This is a genomic window from Rhizobium sp. LC145, from assembly GCF_001005825.1.
Classification (GTDB): domain Bacteria; phylum Pseudomonadota; class Alphaproteobacteria; order Rhizobiales; family Rhizobiaceae; genus Neorhizobium.
This window is the reverse complement of the sequence record NZ_LBHV01000005.1, coordinates 217,554-236,058: the sequence shown is the minus strand read 5'-3', so window position 1 is coordinate 236,058 and position 18,505 is coordinate 217,554. Positions and strand designations below refer to the sequence as shown.

The 18,505-nt window shown below is 62.3% G+C and carries 18 protein-coding genes; 16 read left to right on the top strand and 2 right to left on the bottom strand.

The window, feature by feature from the left end:
• Positions 1-8: 8 nt before the first annotated feature.
• The 13 genes from YH62_RS16575 (at position 9) to YH62_RS16515 (ending at position 11,444) form a co-directional block, all read left to right on the top strand.
• Positions 9-998 (top strand): sensor histidine kinase, encoded by a 990-nt coding sequence (locus tag YH62_RS16575; protein WP_082118403.1) that lies wholly within the window; start codon positions 9-11, stop codon positions 996-998.
• A gap of 19 nt (positions 999-1,017) precedes the next feature.
• Positions 1,018-1,404: a response regulator gene (locus YH62_RS16570; protein ID WP_046795342.1), complete on the top strand. Its 387-nt coding sequence runs from the start codon at positions 1,018-1,020 to the stop codon at positions 1,402-1,404.
• Positions 1,405-1,658: 254 nt separating this feature from the next.
• Complete coding sequence (gene trbB / locus YH62_RS16565; protein ID WP_046795341.1) at positions 1,659-2,663, top strand: P-type conjugative transfer ATPase TrbB; 1,005 nt, start codon at positions 1,659-1,661, stop codon at positions 2,661-2,663.
• A gap of 98 nt (positions 2,664-2,761) precedes the next feature.
• Positions 2,762-3,037: a TrbC/VirB2 family protein gene (locus YH62_RS16560; RefSeq protein ID WP_245282124.1), complete on the top strand. Its 276-nt coding sequence runs from the start codon at positions 2,762-2,764 to the stop codon at positions 3,035-3,037.
• On the top strand, positions 3,034-3,312 hold the full coding sequence (locus tag YH62_RS16555) for a VirB3 family type IV secretion system protein (protein WP_046795340.1): 279 nt from the start codon (positions 3,034-3,036) through the stop codon (positions 3,310-3,312). The genes YH62_RS16560 and YH62_RS16555 overlap by 4 nt, the downstream gene beginning before the upstream one ends.
• Positions 3,313-3,320: 8 nt before the next feature.
• Positions 3,321-5,825 (top strand): conjugal transfer protein TrbE, encoded by a 2,505-nt coding sequence (gene trbE, locus YH62_RS16550; protein ID WP_046795339.1) that lies wholly within the window; start codon positions 3,321-3,323, stop codon positions 5,823-5,825.
• A complete protein-coding gene (trbJ, locus tag YH62_RS16545; RefSeq protein WP_082118383.1) occupies positions 5,822-6,607 on the top strand; it encodes a P-type conjugative transfer protein TrbJ in 786 nt (261 codons plus the stop codon). The genes trbE and trbJ overlap by 4 nt, the downstream gene beginning before the upstream one ends.
• Before the next feature lie 12 nt (positions 6,608-6,619).
• Complete coding sequence (trbK-alt, locus tag YH62_RS16540; RefSeq protein ID WP_046795338.1) at positions 6,620-6,925, top strand: putative entry exclusion protein TrbK-alt; 306 nt, start codon at positions 6,620-6,622, stop codon at positions 6,923-6,925.
• Positions 6,922-8,304 (top strand): P-type conjugative transfer protein TrbL, encoded by a 1,383-nt coding sequence (gene trbL / locus YH62_RS16535; protein WP_046795337.1) that lies wholly within the window; start codon positions 6,922-6,924, stop codon positions 8,302-8,304. Before trbK-alt ends, trbL begins: the two co-directional genes overlap by 4 nt.
• The gene (gene trbF, locus YH62_RS16530; protein WP_046795336.1) at positions 8,301-8,990 is read left to right on the top strand and encodes a conjugal transfer protein TrbF; all 690 of its coding nucleotides are present in this window, start codon (positions 8,301-8,303) and stop codon (positions 8,988-8,990) included. Before trbL ends, trbF begins: the two co-directional genes overlap by 4 nt.
• Complete coding sequence (gene trbG, locus YH62_RS16525; RefSeq protein ID WP_082118382.1) at positions 8,987-10,030, top strand: P-type conjugative transfer protein TrbG; 1,044 nt, start codon at positions 8,987-8,989, stop codon at positions 10,028-10,030. The genes trbF and trbG overlap by 4 nt, the downstream gene beginning before the upstream one ends.
• Positions 10,027-11,223: a TrbI/VirB10 family protein gene (locus YH62_RS16520; protein ID WP_046795335.1), complete on the top strand. Its 1,197-nt coding sequence runs from the start codon at positions 10,027-10,029 to the stop codon at positions 11,221-11,223. Before trbG ends, YH62_RS16520 begins: the two co-directional genes overlap by 4 nt.
• Entirely contained in the window at positions 11,220-11,444 is a 225-nt protein-coding gene (locus YH62_RS16515) for a DUF2274 domain-containing protein (RefSeq protein ID WP_046795334.1), read from the top strand. Before YH62_RS16520 ends, YH62_RS16515 begins: the two co-directional genes overlap by 4 nt.
• 50 nt (positions 11,445-11,494) lie before the next feature.
• Here YH62_RS16515 and dinB read toward each other — a convergent pair whose 3' ends face one another.
• Together dinB and YH62_RS16505 are read right to left on the bottom strand one after the other, a co-directional pair.
• Entirely contained in the window at positions 11,495-12,583 is a 1,089-nt protein-coding gene (gene dinB / locus YH62_RS16510) for a DNA polymerase IV (protein WP_046795333.1), read from the bottom strand.
• A gap of 14 nt (positions 12,584-12,597) precedes the next feature.
• Positions 12,598-12,855: a hypothetical protein gene (locus YH62_RS16505; protein WP_046795332.1), complete on the bottom strand. Its 258-nt coding sequence runs from the start codon at positions 12,853-12,855 to the stop codon at positions 12,598-12,600.
• Positions 12,856-13,030: 175 nt separating this feature from the next.
• Between YH62_RS16505 and YH62_RS16500 the strand changes: the two genes are divergently transcribed.
• Genes YH62_RS16500 through YH62_RS16490 form a run of 3 tightly spaced genes read left to right on the top strand, consistent with a single transcriptional unit; the run spans position 13,031 to position 18,478 of the window.
• Positions 13,031-13,786, top strand: a complete 756-nt coding sequence (locus tag YH62_RS16500) for an ImuA family protein (RefSeq protein ID WP_046795331.1) — start codon at positions 13,031-13,033, stop codon at positions 13,784-13,786.
• Entirely contained in the window at positions 13,707-15,221 is a 1,515-nt protein-coding gene (locus YH62_RS16495; RefSeq protein WP_046795330.1) for a DNA polymerase Y family protein, read from the top strand. Before YH62_RS16500 ends, YH62_RS16495 begins: the two co-directional genes overlap by 80 nt.
• Positions 15,218-18,478 (top strand): error-prone DNA polymerase, encoded by a 3,261-nt coding sequence (locus tag YH62_RS16490; protein ID WP_046795329.1) that lies wholly within the window; start codon positions 15,218-15,220, stop codon positions 18,476-18,478. The genes YH62_RS16495 and YH62_RS16490 overlap by 4 nt, the downstream gene beginning before the upstream one ends.
• Positions 18,479-18,505 lie beyond the last annotated feature (27 nt).

Below are 18,505 nucleotides of genomic sequence, written 5' to 3'. Positions count from 1 at the left end.
CATTGATCCTGGCACCCTATCGCAGGGATGCCGAATACCTGCGGACGCTGCTCGCCGAACATGAAGTGGCGGTAAGGCAGGCTACCGGTCCGGACGAGCTTGCCGTCAGGCTGACGGAGGCGCCCGGCATACTGGTCGTCACACACGAAGCGCTTAATCCCGCCATATTGAACATCATCGCGGAACATCTCACCAATCAACCGGATTGGTCGGAGATGCCGATTATCATTCTTCTCGATCGGACAGCGCGCCATCCGCAAATTCGCGCCAAACTCAGCGCCACATGGCCGCGCTCACGCCAGATTTACTATCAGCGTCCCGTAGCGGCACTGGAGCTGCTCAGCGGCGTCCAGTCGGCATTGCTCGCACGGCTCCGCCAGCGGGACGTGAGAAACCATATCGAACGCGAGGTCGAGCTGCGCCGCGAACTCAATCACCGCGTCAAGAATATCCTGGCGAGCGTGACGGCGATATTCGGGATGACACGGCGTAACGTGACTTCAGTCGACCAGCTCGCGGACGACTTTTCAGGTCGCCTCACAGCGCTGTCGAACGTCCACTCCGCCGTCTTCGATGCTGGCGGCGAAACGGTCGACCTTGCGGACATCATCGAGCGGACGTGCTTGCCTTATCGCAGCGGCGGCAAGGATCGCATCATAGCAAAGGGATCTTCGGTCCACGTAGGGCGGGATGCCGGCACAACAATTGCCCTTTGTCTGCACGAACTTGCCACGAATGCCCTCAAATATGGCGCGTTATCACGCCCGCAAGGTCAGGTACATCTGGACTGGGAGTTGCTCACGGACAGCGAACCTGTCTTGACGATGAGATGGATTGAAAGTGGAGGGCCGCCGGTGGCGCAGCCGTCGAAGCCCGGCTACGGGACGCTGTATGTACGGTCGGCTCTTCGAGGACTGTTTGGTTCTCCTCCCCAGATCATCTTCAATTCCGAAGGACTGCGCTGCATAGCGACGGGATCATTTTCCCGATTCCGATGATGGTAAGGTGTTTGCATCAATGAATTCGATCTGTACATCGCTCCGAATCTTCTACCTCGAGGATAACCCCCTTATCGTGTTCCACGTCGAAGCCCTGATCGAGGATCTGGGGCATATTTTTGCAGGCTCGGCCGCAAGCTTTGCCGAGTTGACCTCTAACCTCGACATATCCGAGATCGATGGTGCGCTGATCGATATCGACCTTGCTGATGGGCGCACAGGCCCTAACGCCGCGGCCTGGCTGCAGGAGCGTGGCATTCCTGGTATTTTTGTCACGGGCCAGGTCGAGGTCGCCGCCGAGCATCCGGGATTGGTGATCGGCACAATTGAAAAGCCCGTTTGCCTTGAGGAGCTTGCCAGTGCGCTTGGAGTGCTCAAGAGGCATCTGAGCTCAGGACTAGAATAGTCTAAGGCCAGTGGTGATGACCGCGTCTTAGCTTCGTCCGCACATGAGGGAGCGTAGAGTCGATTCCCAAGGCTTGCGAGCCGAAGGGAGCGAACAGCATGGCCGCAGCCCCGCATATCTCAAGTATTTTTTCGCTCCTCCACGACCGCCTACGAAACCTGAAATAATCCTGTTGCCGCCGGGCTAAATGTGCCTTTCTTGATTGTCCCCGTTGCCATCCGAACCTTTCCCGGATGGCCGGAAACGGGGACCAAATGCCTGCACACGCTTACAATCGGGACGCCATCTCACGCGGGACGCGGATGCTGCGGACGGCCTTGGGGCCAGCGATTGCGCGCCACCTCGAAGACCCCGCCATCGTTGAAATCATGCTGAACCCGGACGGCCGGTTGTGGGTCGACCGGCTAAAGGAAGGTCTCGCCGACACGGGCGATATGCTGCTGCCCGCCGATGGCGAACGCATCGTGCGGTTGGTCGCTCATCACGTCGGTGCTGAAATCCATTCGGGCAATCCACGCGTCTCTGCCGAACTCCCCGAAACCGGCGAACGGTTTGAGGGCCTGTTGCCCCCCGTCGTCGGAGCCCCAGCCTTCGCGATCCGCAAGCCGGCGGCGGCTGTCTTCAACCTTTCCGACTATGTCGCCGCCGGCATCATGGTGCAGGCGCAAGCCGACGTGCTGCAGGTCGCCGTCGAGAGACGAAAGAATATCCTGATCGCCGGCGGCACATCCACCGGCAAGACGACGCTGACGAACGCGCTGCTCGCCGAGGTGGCAAAGACCTCCGATCGCGTGGTTCTGATCGAGGATACGCGTGAGTTGCAATGCGCGGCACCCAACCTGGTCGCCATGCGGACCAAGGATGGTGTTGCTTCTCTTTCAGACCTGGTCAAGTCGTCGCTACGCCTGCGCCCAGATCGCATTCCAATTGGCGAGGTGCGCGGGGCGGAAGCCCTCGATCTCCTGAAGGCCTGGGGCACGGGACATCCCGGCGGCATCGGCACCATCCATGCCAATTCGGCTATCGGCGCACTGCGGCGGCTGGAGCAACTTGTGCAGGAAGCCGTCACCACCGTTCCCCGCGCGCTGATCGCCGACACGATCGACATCATTGCCGTGCTCTCCGGCCGCGGCTCTGCCCGTCGGCTTGCAGAGATCGCCCTGGTCGATGGACTGGATCCGGCCACCGGCGATTACCGAACCCTGAACGCGCAACTCCCCTCCCATACGCCACCGCTCTCGAAAGGAGACCAGTCGTGACTGTGCATGTACCGCCTGTCTTGCCCGTTTCGCGGGCATCCTCAGTTTTGCGTAGCGTCCGCGCCCGTCTCGCCGGTTCGACGGCGCTCACGACCATCATGCTGATGGCGGCGGCCGCGCCGGCACGCGCCTCCGGCTCCTCCATGCCGTGGGAGGAGCCGCTGGAACAGATCTTGGAAAGCGTCGAAGGTCCGGTCGCCAAGATCATCGCCGTTATCATCATTATCTCGACCGGTTTGGCACTGGCTTTCGGCGATACGTCGGGCGGCTTCCGACGTCTGATTCAAATCGTCTTCGGCCTGTCCATCGCCTTCGCTGCATCGAGCTTCTTCCTGTCCTTCTTCTCCTTTGGCGGTGGAGCGCTGATCGCATGAGGTTTCCAATCGAACAGGAAGAGGCCCGCGGCTTCCTCGCGCCGGTCCACCGGGCACTGACTGAACACATCCTGCTCGGCGGCGCGCCGCGCGCCGTGGCAATCGCCAACGGCACGCTGGCGGGTGCAATCGGCCTTGGTCTGCGCCTTTGGCTCGCCGGCCTGGTGATTTGGATGATCGGCCACCTGGCTGCGGTCTGGGCCGCACGGCGTGACGCGCAATTCGTCGATGTCGGCCGACGTCACCTTCGTTATCCGACCTATCTCCGCGTGTGAGGCCAGCCATGTTGAACCTCGCTGAATATCGTAAGAAGAACGCCAGTCTTGCCGACTTCCTGCCGTGGGCGGCGCTCATCGCACAGGGCATTGTGCTCAACAAGGACGGCAGCTTCCAGCGGTCCGCGCGTTTTCGTGGTCCCGATCTCGATAGCGCGACGCCGTCCGAACTGGTCGGCACTGCGGCACGGCTCAACGGTGCGCTGCGGCGTCTCGGTTCCGGCTGGGCGATCTTCGTCGAAGCACAGCGCAATCCCGCCACGGAATACCCGGAAAGCCTGTTCGCGGACAGTGGTTCCGCACTTCTCGACATTGAGCGCCGCGAGCAGTTCGAGGATGGCGGTTCGCTGTACGAGAGCAGTTATTTCCTCACCTTTGTCTGGCTGCCGCCGGCCGAGGAATCCGCCCGCATGGAAGGCTGGCTTTACGAGGGCCGTGAGCGGTCCGGCGTCGACCCACGTGAATTGCTGAAGAGCTTTGTCGATCGCACGGATAGGGTATTGCAACTGATAGAAGGTTTCGTGCCGGAAGCCGGTTGGCTCGACGATGCGGAAACGCTGACCTATCTGCATTCCACCATTTCGGCCAAGCGTCATCGCGTTCGGGTGCCGGAAACACCGATGCATCTCGATGCGTTGCTCGCCGATCAGCCGCTAACCGGCGGGCTGGAGCCACGTCTTGGTGATTTCCACCTGCGCACGCTGACGGTGATCGGTTTCCCGACCGCTACATTCCCCGGCATCCTCGATGATCTCAATCGATTGGCCTTTGTGTATCGCTGGTCGACACGCGCAATCATGCTCGACAAGACCGACGCCACCCGTCTGGTGACGAAAATCAGGCGACAGTGGTTCGCCAAGCGGAAGTCGATTGCCACCATCCTCAAGGAAGTGCTGACCAACGAGCAATCCGTTCTCCTGGATTCCGATGCCGCCAACAAGGCGGCCGATGCCGATGCCGCCCTTCAGGATCTCGGTTCGGATCGGATCGGTGAGGCCTATGTGACCGCGACCGTCACGGTCTGGGACGCCGACCCGCGCATTGCAGACGAGAAAATCCGCCTCGCGGAAAAGGTCATCCAATCGCATGACTTCACCTGCATCGTGGAAACTGTGAACGCCATCGAGGCGTGGATGGGCAGCATTCCGGGCCATGTCTATGCGAACGTGCGCCAGCCGCCGATCTCGACGCTGAACCTTGCGCATATGATGCCACTCTCGGCTGTCTGGGCCGGACCGGGCAAGGACGAACACCTCGACGCGCCGCCACTGTTTTATGCGAAAACCGAAGGAGCGACGCCGTTCCGCTTTTCGCTGCATGTCGGCGATGTCGGTCATACGATGGTGGTTGGTCCGACCGGTGCCGGCAAATCCGTCCTGCTCGCGCTGATGGCTCTACAGTTCCGGCGCTATGAAAGAAGTCAGGTATTCGCCTTCGACTTCGGCGGTTCAATCCGTGCCGCCACACTGGCCATGGGCGGTGATTGGCAGGACCTTGGCGGCTCGGTTTCGGACGACGCGGAGCTCCTCAATACCGTGTCGCTCCAGCCGCTCGCCGGTATTCACGAGACGCCAGAACGCGCTTGGGCGGCCGATTGGCTGGTGGATATCCTCGTCCGCGAAGGCGTGACGATCACCCCGGATGTCAAGGAACATCTGTGGACGGCGCTCACATCGCTCGCGTCCGCGCCCGTTGTGGAACGTACCATCACCGGCCTGACCGTGTTGCTGCAATCGTCGGCGCTGAAGCAGGCGCTCCGCCCATATTGTATCGGCGGCCCCTATGGCCGGCTGATCGACGCTGAAATGGAATGGATCGGCGAGGCATCTGTTCAGGCCTTCGAGACGGAAGGGCTGATTGGCACGGCGGCGGCGTCGGCCGTGCTCTCCTATCTTTTCCATCGCATCGAATCCCGCTTTGACGGCCGGCCTTCGCTGCTCATCATCGATGAAGGCTGGCGGGCGCTGGATAACGGTGGGTTTGCGGCCAAGATCAAGGAATGGCTGAAAACGCTGCGCAAGAAAAACGTCTCCGTCGCCTTTTCTTCGCAGTCGCTAACCGACATTGAAGCCTCACCGATTGCTCCGGTTATCGTCGAAAGCTGCCCGACGCGCATCTTCCTGGCCAATGAACGCGCCATCGAACCGCAGATCGCCGCGGTCTACCGCCAGTTCGGCCTTAACGACCGGCAGATCGAGATCGTCGCCCGCGCCGTGCCGAAGCGGGACTATTACTGCCAGTCCCGGCGCGGCAACCGCCTGTTCGAGCTCGGCCTCGGCTACATTGCCCTGACGCTGTGCGCCGCGTCCAACAAGGCCGCCCACTCGCTGATCGACGAACTGCTGCGTGACGGCGCGCGGCCGCATTTCCTCGAAGCCTGGCTTGAGGCCAATGGCCTCAGATGGGCTGCCGATCTCATTCCCGATCTCACCAATGTCGTCGGCCAGTCACCCGCCAACGATGATGGGCCGGTATCCGCTTTCCCATCAACCGAGGAGGATATTTCGTCATGAAGAACACTGCTATCAGCGGCACCTGTATCGGTCTGCTCGGCTGCACTGTCAGGGCGTCAGCCCTCCTACTTTCCGCGCTTCTGCCGCTCGCCACGGTTTCGCTCGATCCAAGACCCGCCGTCGCGCTGACCGTGTTTGATCCCAAGAATTACGGCGAAAACCTGCTGTCGGCAGCTCGTGCCTTGGAGCAGATCAACAATCAGGTGACATCGCTCGCCAATGAAGCACAGATGCTGATCAACCAGGCGAAGAACCTGACCAGCCTGCCGACCTCTATGCTGTCCGAGATCGAGGGGAATTTTTCCGAGATGAAAAGCCTGCTCGGAGAGGCCCAGCAGCTCGGCTATAACGTCCAGAATATCGAGGAGCAGTTTAACGCCGCCTATCGCGACTTTGCTTCCGGTAATCGATCTTCATCACAGCTCATCTCGTCCGCACGCCTGCGCTGGCAACAATCGGTTTCCGCCTTCGAGCACGCGCTGAAAGCAGGGGCAGTGGCCGTCGGCAATGTTGAGGGAACACGACAGCAGACCGGCGAACTGCTCGATGCCAGCCAGTCGGCGGTCGGCATGCTGCAGGCCACCCAGGCCAGCAACCAGTTGCTCGCTGTGCAGGCCAGGCAGATTTCGGATCTGACGGCTATGCTTGCCGCGCAGGGCCGAGCCGACGCGCTGGAGCAGGCTCGGCGGGCCGCGGCCGAGGAGCAGGCCCGTGAACAGTTCAGCCGCTTCATGGCCGGCACTGCCTACAGTTCGTCCAGTGTCCGCATGTTCCACGATTGAGGGAGCGGACGCATGGACCTGAAGATCGCCGCCCGGATGATCGCCGTCGTCGCCATCGGCGCGGGGCTGACCGCCGCAATTTCAGCCCTGCATCATGATAATGGCCCGGAGGATACCCCCTCTCTCCGCCTCCGCGATCCGGGCGGCGACCCTACCATCACCAGACTAGCCCGCTGCCGCGACATGGGAGTTGCCGCTCTGGACGATCCTTCATGCCGCAAGGCATGGGACGAAGCTCGCCGCCGCTTTTTCCGTACCGGCAACTCCGAGCCATCGGTCCTTCCAAAGCCTGGCCTCGACAAGGCGCCGCCGCCATGAACAATACCGGCATCATCGACCGCTTCCTCGAAACCTTCACTTCGTATATCGATTCCGGCTTCGGCCTGCTCGGTGGCGAGATCGCTTTCCTGACGTCGGCCCTGATCACCATCGACATCGTGCTTGCCGGCCTGTTCTGGGCCTGGGGCGCCGACGAGGACGTGCTGCAGCGGCTCGTGAAGAAGACGCTCTATATCGGCTTCTTCGCCTTCGTCATCGGCAACTTCAACGACCTCGCCCGCATCATCTTCGAAAGTTTCAGCGGGCTTGGCCTCAAGGCCGGGGGATCGTCGCTCTCCGGTTCCGAGCTTCTACAGCCGGGCCGCGTGGCGCAGGTCGGCATCGATGCCGGCAATCCGATCCTTGAGGCCGCCGGCGATCTTATGGGCTACATCAGCTTCTTCGAGAATTTCGTGCAGATCTTCGTGCTGATGGTCGCCTGGGTGATCGTACTGATCGCCTTCTTCGTCCTCGCCATCCAGATATTCGTCACCCTCATCGAGTTCAAACTGACGACGCTTGCGGGCTTCGTACTGATCCCCTTTGCACTTTTCAACAAGACTGCCTTTCTCGCCGAAAAAGTGCTCGGCAATATCGTCGCCTCTGGAGTGAAGATACTGGTTCTGGCGGTCATCGTCGGCATCGGCTCCGGCCTGTTCAGCGAGTTCACCGCCGGCTTTTCCGAGCAGCCGACGATCACCGAGGCCTTGTCTCTGGTGCTCGGCGCGCTTGCCTTGATGGGATTGTCGATCTTCGGTCCAGGCATCGCCACGGGGCTCGTCTCGGGCGCGCCGCAACTGGGGGCAGGTGCTGCGGTTGGAACGGGTCTTGCCGCCGCTGGCCTCGGAGCAGCCGGTTACATGGGAGCGCGCGCGGGTCTCGGCGCAGCCGCCGGCGCCATCGGCGGCGCGGCGCGGGGAGGGGCAGTACTCGCCGGTGGTGCCCGGACTGCCTACGGCCTCGCCGACGCTTCGGTGGGCAATACCGGAACGGGCGGCGAGGCTGCCGGCTTTGCCGGTGTGGCCCAGGCGGGTGCAGGCCTCGTCATGAACAAGGGCAGGGAGGTCGCGGCTCGTGCCACGGAAGCCATGCGCGCCAGCTATCGCACCGGGCAGTCGAGCGCATGGAAGGCGACAGGCGGCGGGAACGAACTCAATCCCGGCGGCGCCGATGTCGCCAATAATCCAACCACTGCGGGACAAGCGTCCGCCGTTTCCGGTCCTGGTGTCGCACCGTCCTCGCCCCCCGAATGGGCGCAGCGAATGAAGCGCGACAGCGCCGTCCATCACGGGGTCAGCACCGCCGCCCACACGGTCCGTTCCGGTGACCATGGCGGCGGCTCCATGTCCGTCTCCCTCAATCAGGATGATCGCCGATGAACATCTTTAAACGACCCTCCGTGCGTTACGCCCGCACCCCGGAGCCTGAGACCCCATACCAGAGGGCCGCAAAGGCCTGGGATGAGCGGATCGGATCGGCCCGGGTGCAGGCGAAGAACTGGCGGCTGATGGCCTTCGGTTCGCTCCTACTTGCCGGTGGCTTTGCTTCAGCGCTGGTTTGGCAATCGACACGCGGCACGGTCGTTCCCTGGGTGGTGCAGATCGACAAACTCGGAGAAGCGCAGGCTATTGCTCCCGCCGTCGCGGATTACAGACCCGCTGATCCGCAGATTGCCTGGCACCTCGCCCGTTTCATAGAGCAGGTCCGGAGCATTCCAGCGGATGCGGTGATCGTTCGGCAGAACTGGCTGCGCGCCTACGAGTTCACCACCGACCGCGGCGCTGTCGCGCTCAACGACCATGCCCGCGCCAACGACCCGTTCACCAAGGTCGGCAAGACGCAAATTTCCGTCGAGATCTCCAGCGTCATTCGAGCCTCGCCCGACAGCTTTCGCGTTGCCTGGACCGAAAGGCATTTCGAGAACGGCCAGCTCTCTACCACCGAACGATGGACGGCCATCCTGACCGTCGTGATCCAGCAACCGAGCACCGCCGATCGGCTGCGTGCCAATCCGCTCGGCGTCTACGTCAACGCAATCAACTGGTCGAAGGAGATGGGGTCATGAAACGGGCACACAGCAAAAGGGCGATGGTCCTGGCAGCGACGCTGATGTCGGCGACCACGCTTACCGGCTGCGCGAAGAAATATATTCCGCCGGAAATCGACTATGACGATGCGGCGCCGGCAGTGCTCAAAGCCGATCCGGTCGCGCCGGTGAAGGTCGTGGAAGTGCCGAAGACACTGCCGCTGCCCGGTCAGTTGAAACCGGTCGATGGCGGCAAGGCAAAACCGGAGCCGCCTGATCCGAAAGCCCGCATCAGCGCCGCCAACGAGGCGGCCCGCATGCAGCCCGTCCGCGACGGCTTCATCAATGCCGTGCAGGTCTATCCCTTCGCCATCGGCGCGCTCTATCAGGTCTATGCCGCGCCCGGCCAAGTGACGGACATCGCGTTGCAGCCGGGTGAACAGCTTGTCGGCTCCGGTCCCGTCGCCGCCGGCGACACGGTGCGCTGGATCATCGGCGATACCGAGAGCGGAACAGGCGAGGGCAGGCAGGTCCATATCCTGGTCAAGCCGACGCGGCCGGATCTTCAGACCAACCTCGTCGTCAATACCGATCGGCGGACCTATCATATGGAACTCCGCTCGACGGAGAAGACCTACATGGCCTCCGTCTCCTGGCAATATCCGGCCGATCAGTTGATTGCGTTGCGGCGGCAGAATGCCCGTGCGGCGGAGCAGCAGCCGGTCGCCAGCGGCGTCGACATCTCGAAGCTGAATTTCCGCTATCGCATCGAGGGCGACGGAGCGCCCTGGCGGCCCCTGAGGGCGTTCGACGATGGTTCGAAGGTTTATATCGAATTCCCGTCCGGCATCGGTCAGGGCGAGATGCCGCCACTCTTCGTCATCGGCCCCTCCGGCAATTCGGAACTGATGAATTATCGCGCCCGTCAGAACTATTATGTGGTCGACCGCCTCTTCGCCGCCGCGGAATTGCGCCTTGGCGATAAGGATTCACAGCGCCGCGTCCGTATCGTTCGTACCGACGGCCGGCCTGCAGCCGTGAAGCGCGCCGGGCTGTTCTCGCGAGGTAGCGACCGATGACGGATGCTCATGATCTCAAGGCGCAGTTCCGGTTGCGCCCCGATCCGCCGCGCGTCACCCGCCTTTCCCGAAAAGTCCTGATCGGCCTCGGCGGCGTGGCGAGCCTCGCCGTTGCCGGGGCATTGTTCTGGGCGCTCGATACGAACCGGCGTTCCGGTAGGTCTCCAAGTGAGCTCTACAACACGGAAAATCGCACGCCGGCCGAGGGGCTCGCGGGCCTGCCGAAGGACTATACGAACATCCCGAAGCTGGGACCGGCACTGCCGGGTGATCTCGGCCGGCCGATCCTGCGGGCGCAGGAGGAGGGCAAGCCCGTGGTGCCTCCGGCGATCCAAACGCCGCAGGCCGATCCGGAAGAGCAGCGCCGCCTAGCCGAAGTCGAGGCTGCCCGGATCGCGAAACTCTTCACTGAGAGTCGCGGTGAGCGGACGCATGACGGCCAAGCCGTTAGCCTGAGGAGCGGCAACATCGATCCCGCTACGGACCTTCCGCTTCCGGCTGAGACACCGTCGCTCGATCCGGGTTCCGCGCAAAACATGCAGGATCGCAAGCTTGCCTTCGCCAACGCTGAAGCCGACAGGCGTACTGTCAGTCCCGACCGAGTGCAGGGGAAAGCCTCGCCCTATGTGGTGCAAGCCGGCACCGTCATCCCGGCGGCCCTCATCACCGGCATCAAATCGGACCTGCCCGGCCAGATCACCGCGCAGGTGACGGAGCACGTTTACGACACGCCGACCGGGACGCATCTGCTCATTCCGCAGGGCTCGCGTCTGATCGGGCAGTATGACAGTCAGGTCGCTTTCGGCCAGTCGCGGGTTTTGTTGGTCTGGAGCCGGCTCATCATGCCGGATGGGACGTCCATTGTCCTCGAACGCTTACAGGGCACGGATCCGCAAGGATTTGCCGGCTTGGAGGATGAAGTTGATCACCATTGGGGACAGCTCTTCCGGGCGGCCGCTCTTTCGACACTGCTCGGCATTGGCGCCGAGCTTTCCACGGACGATGAAAGCGAGATCGCCAGGGCCATCCGTGAAAGCGCGCAGGACAGCGCCTCCGATATCGGTCAGCAGATTGTGCGCAGGCAACTCAACATCCAGCCTACGCTGACAGTTCGGCCAGGCTTTCCGGTTCGAGTCGCCGTCAACCGTGATCTCATTATGCGGCCCTACGGGGCCGTGAAGGAGCCGTCATGACCAAGTTAAAGCTCTCCGTCATTCCCGATGACCGTCCGGTCAAAGTGACCGTCGAACTGCCCGCAACAGTGTTTCGGGATTTGCAGGCTTATGCGGCGATCCTTGCCGCGACCGCCGGTGAGGCCGAACCGCCGCAGCCGGCAAAGCTGATTGCGCCGATGCTCCAGAGGTTCATGGCGACCGACAAAGGATTCAAAACGGCAAGAAATCGGCTGCCATAACCTGGTCGATAGGCGCGCTCTGCATCCCCTGCGGTTCAGCTTGATCAGGGCTATAGGGGAAGAGCAAGTTGAGGCTGCGATTGATCCGCACCACGCTCGAGCGAAGAAAGGGTGACGCCGAGAAGGCGGATGCCTTTCCTTACGGGAAAGATCGGCTGTAGCAGGAGTCCGACGATCTCCTCCAGATCCGAAATCGACGACAGCGTCGCCGGCACGGTCTTACTGCGGGTGATCTGCTGGAAATCGGAATACTTGACCTTCAGAGTGACTGTCTTGGCGCCGATGTTATTCGCCTCGCAATAGCTCCAGACCTTCTCGATCAGAGACTGGATGCCGTCGCGTGCCGGGTCATAGGCATGAACGTCCTCGGCAAAGGTGTCCTCGGCGCCGACAGACTTGCGCACCCGGTCCGGCTTGACCTCGCGATTGTCGATGCCCCTGGCAATGCCATAGAAATACGGCCCAGACTTGCCGAAATGCTCGATCAGGAAGTCGAGCTCCTTTCCGAACAGATCGGCACCAGTCTCGATGCCGAGACGGTGCATTTTTTCGGCGGTCGCCGGGCCCACGCCATGAAACTTCTTCACCGGCAGACCCTGCACGAAGGCTGGACCATTCTTCGGCGTGATCACCGCCTGGCCGTTCGGCTTGTTGAGATCGCTCGCCATCTTCGCCAGGAACTTGTTGTAGCTGACGCCGGCAGAAGCATTCAGGCCGGTCACTGCCTTGATCTTCGCTCGGATTTCTGTGGCGATTTCTGTTGCGATCTCCATGCCCTTCAGGTTCTCCGTCACGTCGAGATAGGCCTCGTCGAGCGACAGCGGCTCGATCATCGGCGTGTATTCCGCGAAGATCTCGCGGATCTGCATGGAGATGGAACGGTAGACGTCGAAGCGCGGCCGGACGAAGATCAGATCGGGGCATTTGCGCTTGGCGGTGACGGACGGCATGGCTGAATGAACGCCGAACTTACGCGCCTCATAACTGGCGGCAGCCACGACACCGCGGGCGGCCGAGCCGCCGACGGCCACCGGCTTTCCGCGGAGTTCCGGATTATCGCGCTGCTCGACCGAGGCGTAGAAAGCATCCATGTCCACATGGATGATCTTGCGCGGCCGGTCGGCGTAGGTGTCTCCCATCACTTAAGCCTTCATCAGGAAGATCGCTCTTCCAGCAAACATGGGAAATAGGCACCGCATTTGTCACCATCGACTGTGTTCATCCTTTGGCATCCGACAGCCATGCGCCGGCGGATTTCGGCAAAGCTGACGCCGGCGCCAAAGGCCTTCACCAACTGCTTGCGATCATGTGCCCCATGCCGTTGGCAGATGCGGCAGTCGAGCTCGATCACAGGGCTGCGTACATCTCGCAGGATTGGAACGCTGTCATCGACCATTTTACGTCTCGACATCCAAAAAAATCTTCCCCGGTCATGGTCCTGAATCCGCTCGCTGAATCGGCGATTCACTCAAGCGAGTTCTGACGCCGATGCTCACATGCGCATTGACTCACTTATATCTTGAGAACAAATACAGAACATAATTGTTTCTCTCAAGCCAATAACGCTTCCCGCGAAGAAGGAGACCATGGGCCAGTCCGCCTCCAATTCCGTTCTTTCGGAACTGCGCGAGCGCATCGCACACCTGGAAGGCGCTGTCGGTCGCCAGAAGATCGTCCTGCCGTTCGGCGTTGCCGACATCGACGACTGTCTTCCAGGAGGCGGTCTCGCCTTTGGCGCCATTCACGAGGTGGCGGGCGGCGGCAACGGTGCAGTGGATGGGGCTGCGGCAGCACTCTTCGTCGGCGGCATCGCGGCAAGGACCAGGGGCAAGGTGGTCTGGTGTTTCACGCGCGCCGACCTGTTCGCACCCGCTCTGGCGCAGGTGGGCTTGCATCCGGACCGGGTAATCTATGTCGAGGCCGGCTGTGAGGAGGATGTGCTCGCAAGCTTCGAGGAGGCTCTGCGCTACGGCGGCCTCGGCGCCGTCGTCGCCGAACTGGTGCGCCTGCCGATGGTCGCTTCGCGCCGGCTGCAGCTCGCCGCCGAAAGCTCCGGCACGATCGGGCTTGCGATCCGGCGGTGGCGCCGCCAGACGGAAGCATCGGATTTCGGGATGCCGACGGCGGCGGTGACGCGATGGCGTGTCTCTGTCCTGCCGTCCGAGCCGCTTCCGGTTCCGGGCGTCGGCCGCGGACGCTGGCTCGCTGAGCTGATGCGGGTGAGGGCAGGGGAGCGCGCGGAATTTGTCATAGGTGCATGTGATGGCCAGGGTCGTATCTGTCTTTCTTCCGACACTGCCGACGGATCGGATAAGACGCGCCGATCCTTCGCTGCCGGCTGACAAGCCGCTTGTCGTCGTCGCCAGAAGCGGCTCGAAGCGGTGGATTGCCGCCGCTGATGCCGCCGCCGCCAAGCTCGGCCTGCATGTCGGTATGCCGGCGGCCAAGGCGCAGGCGCTCGTTCAGGGCCTGATGCTCGTTGATGCGGATCCATGTGCCGACAGCGACATCTTGGAGCGGCTCTCGCTTTGGGCGCTGAAGCAATATTCGCCGGTCGTCGCGATGGATCCGCCGGACGGTATCGTCATGGATACGGAAGGTGCCGATCATCTGCAGGGCGGCGAGGAAATGATGCTCTCCGGCCTGGTCAACCGTTTCCGCGCCAAAGGACTGACTGCCCGCGCAGCGGTCGCCGATAGCTGGGGTGCGGCCCATGCGCTGGCGCGGGCGACCCGTCGCGAGACGATCATCGTGCCGCCCGGAAAGATTGCCCAGGCCGTGGAGTGCTTGCCGATTTCATCCTTGCGCCTGCCGGCGGAAACCGTCGCCAACCTTCGCATCCTGGGCTTCGCCACCGTCGGGGAATTGGCTGCTACACCGCGCGCGCCGTTGGTGCTGCGCTTTGGCCCGGAAATCACCCGCCGCCTCGATCAGATGTATGGCCGCCTGGCCGAGCCGATCGACCCGATCCGGCCTGCCGAACTCGTGGAGGTGCATCGCTCCTTCGCCGAACCGATCGGGGCTGCGGAAACCATCGAAAAATACATCACCCGCCTTGTCCGGCAGCTTTGCCTGGAGCTTCAGAAGCATGGGCTCGGCGTCCGGCGTGCCGATCTCGTCGCCCATCGCGTCGACAACACGATTCAGGCGCTTCGAGCCGGGACGGCCAAGCCGGTCCGTGATGCCGCCTGGCTGACAAAGCTGTTCAAGGACCGCATCGAGAAGATCGAACCCGGTTTCGGCATCGAGAAGCTGACGCTCGCCGCCATCATGGTCGAACCGCTGGCGGAAAAGCAGAATGCCTCCTCGCTCATCGAGGAGGAAGCCAAGGACGTCACGCCGCTGATCGACATCCTCGGCAATCGCGGCGGCCAGAGGATCTATCGTGTCGCGCCGGTGGCGAGTGACGTGCCGGAACGCAGCATCCGGCTGATTGCGCCAACGGCCGAAGAAAAGGGAGAAACGTGGCCGTCGCAATGGCAGCGGCCGCCGCGGCTACTTGCCAGGCCCGAGCTGATCGACGTGATTGCATTGCTGCCGGACCATCCGCCGGTCTCAATCACCTGGCGGAGCAGACGCTATCGGGTTGTTCGCGCCGACGGGCCGGAGCGCATCTTCGGCGAATGGTGGCTGAGGCGGTCGGAGTTTCTGGCGGTCAGGGACTATTTTATCGTCGAAAGCGAGAGCGGCGAACGCTTCTGGATCTTTCGTTCGGGCGATGGCGTCGATGCCGGAACCGGGTCGCACAAGTGGTACCTTCACGGGCTTTTTGCATGAAATACGCCGAGCTCCAGGTCACGACGCATTTTTCGTTTCTGAGGGGCGCCTCCTCGGCCGAGGAACTGTTCGCCACCGCCAAGCTGATGGGCATCCAGGCCCTAGGCATCGTCGATCGCAACAGTTTGGCCGGGGTCGTGCGCGCATTGGAAGCCTCATGGGCGACTGGCCTTCGCCTCGTCGTGGGCTGCCGGCTGGATCTGGCCGATGGCATGTCGATCCTCGTCTATCCGACCGATCGTGCCGCCTATTCGCGTTTGACGCGGTTGCTGACGCTTGGAAAGGGCAGGGGCGGCAAGGCGAACTGCATCCTGCATCTCGACGATGTCGCACATTATGCCGAAGGCCTGATCGGCATCCTTGTGCCGGACTTGGCCAACGAGACCTGCGCCATGCAGCTCAGGAAGATGGCCGAAATCTTCGGCGATCGCGCCTACATGTCGCTGTGTCTGCGGCGGCGTCCGAACGACCAGCTGCGGCTGCACACGCTTTCCAACATGGCAGCCCGCTACCGGGTCAGGACCGTCGTCACCAACGATGTATTGTTCCACGAGCCGTCGCGCCGGCAGCTTCAGGATATCGTGACCTGTGTTCGCGAGAAGACGACCATCGATTCCGTCGGCTTCGATCGCGAACGTTTCGCCGATCGACATCTGAAGCCGCCGGAGGAGATGGCCCGCCTGTTCCCCCGCTATCCCGAGGCCTTGGCCCGCACGATGGAGATCGTAAGGCGCTGCACGTTTTCGCTCGAGGAACTGGTCTACCAGTATCCCGAGGAGGCTCTCGTCCCCGGCATGACCGCCCAGCAGTCCTTGGAGCATTATACCTGGGAGGGCGGGAAGACCCGCTACCCGGAAGGCCTGCCGGCGCATGTCGAACAGACGATCCGCCATGAACTCTCCCTGATCGAGACGATGAAATACGCCCCCTATTTTCTCACGGTCTTTTCGATCGTCCGTTTTGCCCGCTCGCAAGGCATTCTCTGCCAGGGCCGCGGATCGGCGGCGAACAGTGCCGTCTGTTATGTCCTCGGCATCACCTCGATCAATCCCGAAACCAATGATCTGCTCTTCGAACGGTTTGTCAGCCAGGAACGCGACGAGCCTCCCGACATCGACGTCGATTTTGAGCACGAAAGGCGCGAAGAGGTCATCCAGTGGATCTATAAGACCTATGGCCGCGATAAGGCGGCGCTCTGCACTACGGTGACGCGCTATCGTGCAAAAGGCGCCATCCGCGATGTCGGCAAGGCCTTTGGTCTGTCGGAGGACCTGATCAAAGCGCTGTCTTCGGGCATCTGGTCCTGGTCGGAAGAGGTCGGCGAGAAGCAGGTCCGCGACCTCGGGCTCAATCCGGAGGATTACCGGCTGGCGCTGACCCTGCAGCTGGCGCAGCAGCTGATGGGCGCGCCACGGCATCTGGGGCAGCATCCGGGCGGTTTTGTCCTGACCCACGATCGACTGGATCACCTGGTGCCGATCGAACCGGCGAGCATGCCGGACAGATATGTCATTGAATGGGACAAGGATGACGTGGAGGCTCTGAAAATGATGAAGGTCGACGTGCTGGCTCTCGGCATGCTCACCTGCATGGCCAAGGCATTTGCGCTGCTGGAGCAGGAGAAGAATATCCCACTCGACCTGGCGTCCATCCCGCAGGAGGATGCCGCCACCTACGCGATGATCCGCAAGGCCGATACGCTCGGAACGTTCCAGATCGAGAGCCGGGCGCAGATGGCAATGCTGCCGCGCATGAAGCCGCAGACATTTTATGATCTCGTCATCCAGGTGGCGATCGTCCGTCCGGGGCCGATCCAAGGCGACATGGTTCATCCATACCTCCGTCGCCGCGAGGGCAAAGAGCCCATCGACTATCCGACGCCGGAACTGGAGGCGGTGCTAAGAAAGACCCTTGGTGTGCCCTTGTTCCAGGAGAGCGCCATGAAGGTGGCGATGGTCTGCGCCGGATTCTCCGCCGGCGAGGCGGATCAACTGCGCCGCGCCATGGCGACGTTCAAGTTCACCGGCGGCGTCAGCAACTTCAAGGACAAGCTCGTGTCCGGCATGATCCTGAACGGCTATTCGCCGGAATTCGCCGAGAGGACGTTTGGGCAGTTGGAGGGATTCGGGTCCTACGGGTTCCCGGAGAGCCACGCCGCCTCCTTCGCGCTGATAGCCTATGCCAGCAACTATGTGAAATGCCACTATCCCGACGTCTTCTGCGCGGCGCTATTGAATGCGCAGCCGATGGGTTTCTACATGCCGGCGCAGATCGTCGCCGATGCGAAAAAGCATGGCGTCGAGGTCCGCCCTGTCTGCATCAACAGGTCCCGATGGGACTGCACGCTGGAGCCGATCGAAGGTTCGGATCGGCATGCCGTGCGGCTGGGCATGCGGTTGGTGAAAGGTCTGCCGGTCGCCGATGCTGCCCGGATCGCCGCTGCCCGGACCGATGAGCCGTTCCCTTCCATCGACGACATGTGGCGCCGCTGCGGTGTTCCGACCGCCTCGCTCGTGAAGCTGGCCGAGGCGGATGCCTTCCGCTTTTCCCTCGGCCTTGAACGGCGCGATGCGCTCTGGGCGATCGAAGCGCTGCGCGACGAGCCGCTTCCCCTGTTTGCCGCGGCTGCCGAGCGGGAAGCGCGCGCGATCGCCGAGCAGCAGGAGCCGGAGGTGATACTTCGGCAGATGACCGAAGGGCACAATGTCGTGGAGGACTACAGCCACACCGGACTGACGCTCAGGCATCACCCGCTAAGCTTCCTGCGCCAGGATCTGGTCCGCAGGAGGATCGTGACCTGCACGGAAGCGATGACGGCCCGCGACGGCCAATGGCTGATGGCCGCCGGCTTGGTGCTGGTCCGTCAGATGCCCGGCTCCGCCAAGGGCGTCGTGTTCGTGACAATCGAGGACGAAACTGGGGTGGCGAATGTCGTCGTCTGGCCAAAACTGTTCGAGCGGTCGCGCCGGGTTCTGCTCGGATCCAGCATGCTGGCGATCAATGGCAGAATTCAGCGGGAAGGGGAGGTGGTTCACCTCATAGCCCAGCAGCTGTTCGATCTATCCAGCGATCTGGCGCGTCTCGCAGATCACGACAGCCTCTTTGCTCCGCCGACTGGACGGGGCGACGAGTTCTCGCATGGTGCCCCAGACCGGCCGGATCCAAGAGGAGCGTCAATCGCCATCAAGGCCCGAGACATGTTCGAGCCTGATCGCCATATCGACACGTTGAAGGTGAAGAGCCGGAATTTTCAGTGAGTTATAACGACTGCACCCACCACTCCG